Annotated in this window: 7 protein-coding genes and 1 pseudogene; 3 read left to right on the forward strand and 5 right to left on the reverse strand. The window is 57.8% G+C overall.

What is annotated here, in order from left to right; all coding sequences use genetic code 11:
• Nucleotides 1-177 (reverse strand): annotated as a pseudogene (locus AACY30_RS27240) (ribonucleotide-diphosphate reductase subunit beta); the annotation flags it as partial.
• Nucleotides 178-960: 783 nt separating this feature from the next.
• On the opposite strand from AACY30_RS27240, the gene AACY30_RS27245 reads away from it, so the two are divergent.
• Nucleotides 961-2,370, forward strand: coding sequence for a M10 family metallopeptidase C-terminal domain-containing protein (locus AACY30_RS27245; RefSeq protein WP_339541459.1), 1,410 nt, complete (start codon nt 961-963; stop codon nt 2,368-2,370).
• Nucleotide 2,371: 1 nt separating this feature from the next.
• Here AACY30_RS27245 and AACY30_RS27250 read toward each other — a convergent pair whose 3' ends face one another.
• Nucleotides 2,372-3,775: an aminotransferase-like domain-containing protein gene (locus AACY30_RS27250; RefSeq protein WP_339541460.1), complete on the reverse strand. Its 1,404-nt coding sequence runs from the start codon at nt 3,773-3,775 to the stop codon at nt 2,372-2,374.
• 123 nt (nt 3,776-3,898) lie between these two features.
• Between AACY30_RS27250 and AACY30_RS27255 the strand changes: the two genes are divergently transcribed.
• Complete coding sequence (locus tag AACY30_RS27255; RefSeq protein ID WP_339472237.1) at nt 3,899-4,531, forward strand: LysE family translocator; 633 nt, start codon at nt 3,899-3,901, stop codon at nt 4,529-4,531.
• Between the two features lie 11 nt (nt 4,532-4,542).
• On the opposite strand, the gene AACY30_RS27260 is transcribed toward AACY30_RS27255, so the two are convergent.
• Nucleotides 4,543-4,671: a hypothetical protein gene (locus tag AACY30_RS27260; protein ID WP_339472238.1), complete on the reverse strand. Its 129-nt coding sequence runs from the start codon at nt 4,669-4,671 to the stop codon at nt 4,543-4,545.
• A 71-nt stretch (nt 4,672-4,742) separates the two neighbouring features.
• On the opposite strand from AACY30_RS27260, the gene AACY30_RS27265 reads away from it, so the two are divergent.
• Nucleotides 4,743-5,981 (forward strand): M20/M25/M40 family metallo-hydrolase, encoded by a 1,239-nt coding sequence (locus AACY30_RS27265; protein WP_339541461.1) that lies wholly within the window; start codon nt 4,743-4,745, stop codon nt 5,979-5,981.
• A gap of 181 nt (nt 5,982-6,162) precedes the next feature.
• Here the strand turns inward: AACY30_RS27265 and AACY30_RS27270 are convergent, their stop codons facing one another.
• Both AACY30_RS27270 and AACY30_RS27275 read right to left on the reverse strand, forming a co-directional pair.
• Complete coding sequence (locus tag AACY30_RS27270; protein WP_339472240.1) at nt 6,163-6,522, reverse strand: hypothetical protein; 360 nt, start codon at nt 6,520-6,522, stop codon at nt 6,163-6,165.
• A gap of 5 nt (nt 6,523-6,527) precedes the next feature.
• On the reverse strand, nt 6,528-9,664 hold a 3,137-nt coding region (locus AACY30_RS27275; protein ID WP_339541462.1), incomplete at its 5' end, for an RHS repeat-associated core domain-containing protein.

The following is a 9,664-nucleotide window of genomic DNA, read 5'->3' on the forward strand; positions in this document are numbered from 1 at the left end:
CTTGGCGCGCACGATGGCGGCGGAGTCATTGGCGGTGACGGCGCGGGCTTCGATGGCGGCGGCAGCGCCGGCACCGTCGAGGCGGTCCATGTTGGCTTCGGTGGCGTGGCCGGCGTTGGCGCCTTTGATCACCGCTGCACCGGTGTCTTCGTTGTCGACTTCATCCCAACTCAGCATCGAAATATTCCTTTCAGATCGGGTTTGACGGCCGTTGGAGCCGCCAAAAAATAAGTAATTTGCAGGCTTCAGGCATTGAAATACTGCGCATAGTGTGGTCGGTAAATACCGATACCGCACACTATGTAGTGGTCTGTTCTGTTTGTGGGCACACTATATGGTGTGTGGCTACGATGGTCAACGCGCAAGAGGGCAGCGAATGTCGCAGGGGCCATGGGCAAAACTCACAGCCCCCATGACGTCTAATGGTTGCGGCCGCCTTGCATCAAAAGCAAAAACCGAGGCGGCCTGCTAGCCGACCTGATCGATGAGGCGTACGCGTTTCCCTGTGGGGGCTTGCCTGCGAAGGCATGGACTCGGTGTGCCTGATGAACCCGGGCTTCTGCATCGCCGGCAAGCCGGCTTATACATGCGGACTGAGTAAGGCTTAGGGCGCCCGATTCAACCTCACAAACTGATCTCGATCTGCGCGCACCAGGTGTTCCATCTCGTCCAGGTCGCTCCAGAGTTTGTCGCGGTCGGCGCAGTCTAGCCATTGGCGACGCGGTTGCCTTGTGCCCTTTGTATTGCAGTGTATCGGGCGATAAGGCGCTACACGATGAAGCAAAATTGCGGGTTGGATACTCAGGGGAGCGCCAAGCTTTGCTCGACGTCCTACGCCATCCGGGAATAAAGCGATGGCTTCACTTGACCGGAATCGCTCGAACTTCCAGCTTCAACGCACATCCGGGTGTGTGCCCTGGATCGGAAGATCAGGCTTCATTGCCTGATAAGAGTGCATCCATGACAGTCGTTACTTCACGCGCGAGCAGCACATACCAGATGATTGAACAGTTTCAGCACCGAGATGACCGCGGTGGAGGCAGCCAACACAACGGATTACCTTCAAAAACGCCTGAAGAGGCGATCGAGAGACTCTGGCGAGGGAGTGCCGGCTGGCCGGACAAGAATGGGAATGGTCATTATGAAGTGGCCTATGAATTCCGGGCCTCTGAAGTCAAGGATAAAAAGCCCCGTAAAATAGCTGGGTTCACGCCTGTCTTCGACCTCCAAAAACAACAGGTCCGACGCAGTTTGCGATCCATTTCCGACGTGGCAAACCTCACGTTTACCGAGGGACCGAAAACAGCAACCAGCGAAGGTCATCTGACCATCGGCAATTACACCCATTTGGCCAATAAAGAGGGCCAGCCCTACCCGCAGACTTATTTGCCAAACCCCAAGGACTCGCGAAGCGGCGAAGTGTGGTTTGTCGATACAACGGAGGATCAAGCCGTTTCCCATGCCGTTCAAGGCGACGCAGGTCGCTTTACCGTCGTGCATGAGCTGGGCCATGCCTTGGGGCTGAGCCATCCCAGCCGATATGACGCCCGTTCCGGGCCAGCGAAGCCGGGGTATTTCGAGGACTCTGAAAGCCATACCAGCATGAGTTATTTTGGCGTAGGTAGAGGCTATATGGACCATGGCGATACCCGCGCGTCGGCGCCGCAACTGGACGATATCGGTGCCTATCAAAAGAAATACGGCGCCAACTACGAAACCCGCAAAGACGACACCACCTACGGTTTCAACTCCAATACGAACCGGGACTTCTTGAGCCTAAAGACCGACAAAGACAAGATGGTCGCTGCCATCTGGGACGGTGGCGGCAATGACACATTGGACTTTTCCGGCTATCAGCAGGACCAAAAGGTCAGCCTGGAGCCAGGGACGTTCTCTGACGTCGGCGAGCTCAAGGGCAATGTCTCGATTGCCTACGGCGCAACCATCGAAAACGCCATCGGCGGCTCGGGCAATGATCTGCTGGTCGGCAACGCAGCGGTCAACACGCTTATGGGAAGGGATGGCGATGACCGCTTATACGGCGCGAGCGGGGCGGATATCTTGTGGGGCGGCAAAGGCAATGACGTCTTTGTTTATGGGAAGACCAGTGAGTCCACCTGGGCTGCCCCCGACCAGCTCATGGATTTCGTCAGCGGTGAGGACCGGGTGGACGTGTCCGGAATCACCACGACACTGGGTGACATGCCGCTGAAGTTCGTCAGTGCATTTTCTGGTGCCAGCGGTGAAGCGATGGTGACCTATGACCCGGCACTTCAGATAAGTACGTTGCGCATCAGCGCCAAGCCCGACGAGCCCGCCTTGGTCCTTATGGTCCACGGCAAATTGAAACAGAGCGACATCGTGAGTTGATTTAACTGACACCTCGCAACAGCGCCTCAAACACCTGCTGCACCCGTGGCTCATCACTGTGGGCCACATTGAAGCGCATCGAGTCGCGGTGCGCCGGGTCATAACCGAACAGCGCGCCCGGCGCCAGCACCATGTCTTGTTTCAATGCCGCCTGGGTCAGCAGCTCGCCATTGATCCCAGGCGGCAGGCGCGCCCAGATAAACATCCCGCCTTCGTAACCCATGGGCAATTCGCAGCCGCAACGCTTGAGCCATTGCTCGACCCGCCCACCGGCCTCCATCAAGCGCAGCACCATGCGCTTGCGGTGCTTGGCGTAGCTGCCTTCGCTGAGCATGCGGTACACGATCTGTTCGAACAGCTCCGAGGTCACGCCGCCGCTCATCAGCTTCATATTGGTCAGGTTGGCCGCCAATTGCGGCGCGGCCACGACGAAGCTGACGCGGGCGTTGGCGCTGAGGATCTTGGAGAATCCCGACAGGTAGGTGACCTGGTCCAGGCCAGCGAGGGCAGCCAGGCGCGGCGGTGGGTTGGGGTGCAGGTCGCCGTAGAGATCATCCTCGACGATATGGCATTGGTAGTGCTGGGTCAGTTGCAACAAGCGAAACGCTTGGCCAGGGCTTAAGGACTGGCCGGTGGGGTTCTGCAGCACGCTGGTGGTGAGGTACAGGCTGGGCCGGTGTTCGGCCAACAGTTGTTCAAGTGCAGTAAAATCAAAACCGTCGGGGCGGCGCTGGATCGTCACTACCTTGACGCCATGCAGGGCCAGGTTGGCGTGGAAGTTGAAGTAGCACGGCGTATCCAGCAGCACGGTGTCCCCGGGGCGCGCCAGCAGGCGCATCAGCATGTCCAGGCCTTGCACGGTGTTGGGGGTGGTGATGATCTGCTCCACCGATACCGACAACCCTTCGCCGTGGAGTTTCTGTTGCAAGGCCTGGCGCAACGGTAATAGCCCGGCCGGTGTGCCCAGCCCGGCGATGCGCAACGAGGGCGCACGCACTACGCTGCGCATCGTTTGGCGAATGGCTTCGCTGTCCAGCCACGCTTCCGGCAAGTGGCCGCCACCGGGGCGCAGGTCGCCATATGCCGTGGCAAGCGGGCGGCGCAGTACGCTGAGCAGGTCCTGAGGCAGTAAATCACCCCAGTTCGCCGTCGCCGGGCGCACGCGGTCTATTGCTACGAAATAGCCACGACCTTGACTGGAGGTCAGCAGATTGCGCCCGCGCAGACGGTCGAGGGCTTCGTTGAGGGTGAATTTGCTCACGCCCAGGGTCTGGGTCAGCTCGCGCACCGACGGTAACTTGCTGCCGGGCGCCCATTCACTGTTTTCGATGGCCTGGCTGAACGCCTCGACAATCTGTTGCACCTTAGGGGTGCCCTCAATAAAGGCAATGGCCGATACGAACATGCAGTTTCCTTGTCTTTGCCGGTTATTTTACCGGTGAAGTTCGGGCGAATTAGGCCTCACCTTACCTGCCTTGTGCAACGCCTACTGCCTAGACTGCTGGCTCTCTTCCTCGGTGCCCCGGCCATGACAAGTGCGTTAACCCTCTCTTCGTTTCTCTACTTCCTGCTGTTTTGCGCCACCATGACCTTCAGCCCTGGCCCCATGACCCTGCTGCTGTTGAGCCTGGGCTTGCGCGACGGCTTGCGCAGTTCGATCCCGGCGCAGATCGGTGCCAGTGTGTCGTACCTGATATCGATCCTGATCTTCGCCGTGGGCTTCTCGGCGTTGATCAAGGGCAACCTTGCCATCACCCAGGGCATCCAGATTATCGGTGTGGCCTACATTCTGTACCTGGCGTACAAACAGTGGACCAGCAGTGGTCTGTCGATCGATCGCATCGGCGCTGCGCAGGGCTCGCGCAGCCTGTTCGGAAAGGGTTTACTGACCGGGTTTTCCAATCCCAAGACCCTCATCATGTTCAGCGCAGTGTTCCCCCAGTTCGCCGGGACCGGTGGGCAGAGTTCGACGGTGGACATTGCCATCCTTGGGATGACGTTCCTGGTGCTGCAATTCGCCAGCGGCTGCCTGTATTGCTACTTCGGCCAGCGCATCAAGCATGTGCTGGAAACCCCCAAGCGCCGCGTGTTGTTGCAGCGGGTCACGGCAATAGTGCTGCTGGGCGTGGCGTTGATGCTGGCGCGAGGCTTTTCCCACTGAGGGTTTTGAGCTTATGAGGGGTAGTGGCGATTTGCCGGTGCCCTGATAGACGCCAGGCAATCACTACTGACCTTACGCACCGCCACTGCACTGCCCAGCGTGACCACGTTGTCGATGATGACCATGAACAACGTGGCCATCGGCGGGCCCCGCTTCATGTTGGTGGGGTAGGATGTGGCGGCACTATCCAACAAAAAACAAGGATCGGTTCATGCACTTCAATTTCCCGCGTACTCTCCTGGCCGCCACCCTGGCCTTGTCCTTCGCCGTGCCAGCCTACAGCGCCGAATCCCATAAGCAGATCCAGGCGCAGTCCGAACAGTACAAGGCCGAAGCCCTGAAACTGCTGGAACGCCTGGTGAACATTGACTCGGGTTCGGGTTATGAGCCGGGCCTGACCCAAGTGCGCGACATCGCTGTTGATGAACTGAAACAGCTGGGTTTCAGCATCGAGTTGGTGCCGGATAAAGTGGCCAACAACAGTCACGTGATTGCCACGCTCAAGGGCACCGGCAAAGCCAAGATCCTGCTGATGGCCCACATGGACACGGTATTCAAGGAAGGCTCGGCCGCCGAGCGACCGTTCCACATCAAGGACGGCCGCGCCTACGGTCCCGGCGTGATGGATGACAAGGGCGGCATCGTCGCTGGCATCTACGCGCTCAAAGTCCTCAAGGACCAAGGCTTCAAGGACTACGCGCAAATCACCTTCCTGCTCGACGCCAGCGAAGAGACGGGCTCCGACGCCGCTTCTGAGCTGATTCGCAAAACCGCCAAGGCCCACGACGTTACCCTCAACCTCGAACCTGGCCGCCCAGCCGACGGCCTGGTGGTCTGGCGCAAAGGCAGCGCCACTGCCTTGGTCGAAGTCAAAGGCAAAGCCGCCCACGCCGGCGTCGCCCCGGAACTCGGCCGCAACGCTGCCATGGAGGTTGCGCACCAGATCCTGCAACTGGGCAAGCTGGGTGATGAAGAGAAGAAAACCACCATCAACTTTACCGTGCTCAACGCGGGCGACCGTACCAACGTGATTCCTGACCAAGCCACCGCCAAGGCGGACGTGCGTGCGGCGTTGCCGGAGGAGTTTGATCGGATCGAGAAAGACTTGGCGCGGGTGTCGGCGAACAAGCTGATTCCCCAGACAGAAGTGAAGACCACGCTGCAACGCGGCTTACCGCCGATGCCGCAGACGCCGCAGACGCCGGAGTCGGACAAGTTGGTGGCGATTGCTCAGGGGATTTATGGGGAGTTGGGCAAGAAACTGACGATTGAAGGCAGTGGAGGGGCGGCGGATGCGAGTTTGTCGGCCGGGGTGGGGACGCCGACGTTGGATGGGTTTGGGATTGTCGGGGGTGGTATTCATACGGCGCAGGAGTATGCGGAGGTGGAGAGTGTGGCGCCGCGGGTTTATTTGTTGAGTCGGATGATTATGGAGCTTTCGAAGCGCTGATCTCTGCTGATTGAGGTTCTCTTGCAGTGAGCAGGCTTGCCCTGCGCTGGGCCGCGAAGCAGCCCCAAACAGCCAATGCCTATTTATCTGAAATACCCATTGCCTGGACTGGGGCCGCTTCGCGGCCCAGCGCGAGCAAGCCACAAGCGGCGATGTTGTCTTCGAGAACGGGGTTTACTTTTCAGCTTTCTAACTTATGCGTGTTGTAGTAGCTTTTTAAACAGCTCAAAAGAACGTGCATGAATTTCTTCTGATCAATTAGGGGCGCACTGAAATAAGTTTCCATGTTTTTAAAAACTGCATCAAAACTGTCGTTTGTAGCTAGAAAATGCGTTATCGAATCAATGAACCACTCTTGTTCAGTCTTTGTATAAGCTAGGAATTCTGGTTTGGTCAATTCGTCAAAAAGCTCTATAAGCTCTCTTTTGTTATTTATGTCTTTTGATGCGATAAGTTTCTCTCGCTGTAGGTCGTCTGTATTTTCAATGTCGTAAGTGAACAATAGTCCCCGGATTATTGACATGCTAGGCTTGTTTTTCATTTCGGTCATTTCTCGGTGTACGCGGTTTTTGGGGCGCCTTGGTTGTTTAATATCACCCTTGCTTTGCGTTGTTGACTATATTCCATTCCATCGTTTGAATATCCTTCGCCAATGATCTTGCCCATGTCCATTGGTTTTAAAGATGCAGCGAGTCCGTTTCTTCTAAAAATGAGCTGGGCTCGGTATATCGAGTTTAACTGATCCCTGTGGCTGAGATAATGCGTTGCAGCGGGTGGGTATTTAGGTTTCCCTGTCTTTGGACCTGATGTGTAACGCTCGATAATTCCTGTCGTCGGGTTTCTTGCGGTACTCAATCGTTCGAGCTGAGATTCGAGCGTTGTCTGCGCGCCATGTTTCTCCACAAAGTGTGCTCCTGGCGTTGCCTTCTCAAGTTCTTCTAGACGCCTATAGGCGTTTGCCTCAGCAAGCTCATCAATTCTTGCCTGACGCTCCGCGCGCGTCAGATGCGGTAAAGCGGGCTCTCCGTCATTAACACTTGGCGCAGAGTTTTGAGCATTAGCATTCGGTTTGCAATCATCTCCGCCAGGACATGAACTTAACCCTAACGGATCTACCCACCCCGTAGGATTGGGCACGTACCGGTACGCATTGATCCCACCCGCCAGCTTCACCGGATCCGGCGTCAGGTAGCGGCCAACATCCGGATTGTAATAGCGATGGCGGTTGTAGTGCAGCCCGCTTTCTTGATCGAAGTATTGGCCTTGAAAGCGCAGCGGGTTGTCGACTTTTCCTATGTCGAGGCGGCTGATTTCGCCGTAGGCGCGGTAATGCGCGGACCAGACAATTTCGCCATCCGGGGCGGTGAGTTCCTGTGGGGTGCCGAGGTGGTCGAGTTGGTAGTGGTAGGGCTTGGTGTCTTTTGGGCCGAAGCCTTCCAACAGCGCCAACGGGCGAAAGCTGTCCGGTTCGTAGAGGTAACTGCGGTGCCGGTCCGCGTGGTGTTCGGCGATGAGTTTGTCGCCTTGCCAGAAGAACTCGGTGGTGATGCCGTCGATGGTTTTGCTGATGCGGCGGCCGAAGGGGTCGTAGCGGTAGTTGGCAGTTTGGCCGTTGGCTTGGGTGAGGCCGATGAGGCGGTGCTGGCAGTCGTAGCGGTATTCGGTGACGAGTTGGTGGCCTTTGCCTCGGCGTTCACGGATCAAATTGCCGAAGGCGTCGTAGTCGTAATGGCGGTCACCTTGGATCATCAGGCGGTTGCCGGCGACGATGTCCGGGCCGGGGCGGTCTTGCATGAGCAGGTTGCCCGCCGGGTCATGGCCGAAGTGTTCCTGCTCGCTTTGAGAGTGATCGGCCCGGGTCAGGCGGGCGAGGGGGTCGTAGTGGTAATCGTGTTCGCCTTTGCGGGTGTCGTTCAGGCGGGTGAGGTTGCCGGCTTTGTCGTAGTCGTAGTGGCGTTGGTAAAGGTAGTGTTCCTGTTGGGTAACGGCGTGGGCGTGCAGGCGTTGCTGGTCGTCGTAGTGGTAGTGGCTGATTAGGTGGCCTTGTTGGCGTTGGTGTTCCTGGCCGGCTTTGAATAAGTGTGAGGTCAGTACCGCACCATTCAGTTCAACTGTGGAAAGGTGTCCGCCTTTGTCGTGGTGGAAGGTGAGGCGGTTGTTATCCGGCAGGCGCAGTTTTTGAAGTTGGCCGCAGGCGTCATAGCCATAGCGCAAGGTGCCCCAGCCTTGGTGTTCGGCGGTCAGGCGGTTTTGTGGGTCGTATTCGTAGGCCAGCGCCCAGTGGCCGTCGTCGACGCTGAGGAGGTTGCCTTGGCGGTCGTAGGCGTAATCGACGATGTTACCGTCGGGCAGGGTTTTTCTGACGAGGCGTCCGGCATGGTCGCGCTCGTAGCGAGTGACTAGCTGACTGCCGTCGTCACCGTGTTCGGTTTTCTCCTGAAGGTTGCCGTTCAGGTCATAGACGTAGGCGGTGCGCTGGCCGTCAAATCCGATTTCCTGTTGGATCAGGCCGTTGTTGTGGTATTGGAGCCGGTAAGTTTCGCCGACTTCGTTTTCGATTTCGGTCAGCAACAACCGGGCGTTGTCGTAACGGTAGTTGACCTGGGTGCCATCGGCGTTGATGCGGCGACTGATCAGGTGCAAGCCGTCCGCATATTCGTAACGGGTGACGTGCCCCAGTTCATCGCGTTCAGCGGTGATTTTTCCGTAGGGGTTGTAGCTGTATTCTCGCGTTGCGCCGTCAGGCTGAGTCAATTTCAGCAAGCGGCCTGCTGCATCCCACTGATACTGGGTCAGTGCGCCATGCTCATCTTCACGCGCAATTTGTCGGCCACGATCGTCATAGCGATAGCGCTTGATACCGCCATTCGGCCATTGTTCTTCAAGCAGTTGTCCGCGTTCATTCCAGACCAGCCGCTGACAACTGTGATTCGGAAACCAAACCCCAATTAGCTGCCCGTATTTGTTGTAGCTGTAGTCCGTGTAATGACCGTCTGGATCGGTCCTGCGCGTAACGTCGCCCTGGTCATTACGCTCATATTTCCAAACCGCCAGACCCCGCCTTACAACCCGTACGAACCCATTCTCATGCTCGTAGGAAGTCGGCTCGTCATCACCCGGAAACAGCGCCACCAAGCGTCCGGCTTCGTCGTACTGGTAGGCCGTGATCGCGCCGAGAGGATCCTGCTCAACCGTCAGCCGGCCTTTCTCATCGTAGGACTTGAAGTGCTCGGCACCATCCGGGTCCACGCGCTGTACCAGCCGCGCCCGCTGGTCATGCACGTAGACTTCCTGGCTGCCATCGGCGTTATGAACCGTGACCTGGCCGTTGTCATCCCACACATACCGCGTGTCCATCTGCGAAAAGCTCGCCCAATGCCGGACACACCGCGCCGCCTTACCAGACCGTTCCCATTCCCAAAAGAAACTCGCCCCGCCGGCCAGTCCGCGCTCAAGAATGACGTGCTGATCGTCGTACCGATAAACCTCACTTTCGCCTACAGCGTTAGTCGCTGAAACCAACCGACCGGCATCGTCATAGGCGTAGGAAACAACGTTCTGCTCCGTCACCCAGACAAACGGACCGTCATCCACTGCCCGTTCAACTTGGTAATCCACCGCGACAATGCGGCCCGATGCATAGCGCAAAAACAACGAGCGCCCGCCGCCGTTGTCCAGCCGCT

Origin of the sequence: Pseudomonas sp. RA_5y_Pfl1_P24, assembly GCF_963970945.1 — a bacterium.
In the GTDB taxonomy this organism is placed as follows: domain Bacteria; phylum Pseudomonadota; class Gammaproteobacteria; order Pseudomonadales; family Pseudomonadaceae; genus Aquipseudomonas; species Aquipseudomonas tritici.

Excerpts from the sequence above, each read along its gene's own strand:
- AACY30_RS27245 (WP_339541459.1), top strand. The coding sequence starts at position 961 with ATGACAGTCGTTACTTCACGCGCGAGCAGCACATACCAGATGATTGAA.
- AACY30_RS27250 (WP_339541460.1), bottom strand. The coding sequence starts at position 3,775 with ATGTTCGTATCGGCCATTGCCTTTATTGAGGGCACCCCTAAGGTGCAA.
- AACY30_RS27255 (WP_339472237.1), top strand. The coding sequence starts at position 3,899 with ATGACAAGTGCGTTAACCCTCTCTTCGTTTCTCTACTTCCTGCTGTTT.
- AACY30_RS27260 (WP_339472238.1), bottom strand. The coding sequence starts at position 4,671 with ATGGCCACGTTGTTCATGGTCATCATCGACAACGTGGTCACGCTGGGC.
- AACY30_RS27265 (WP_339541461.1), top strand. The coding sequence starts at position 4,743 with ATGCACTTCAATTTCCCGCGTACTCTCCTGGCCGCCACCCTGGCCTTG.
- AACY30_RS27270 (WP_339472240.1), bottom strand. The coding sequence starts at position 6,522 with ATGAAAAACAAGCCTAGCATGTCAATAATCCGGGGACTATTGTTCACT.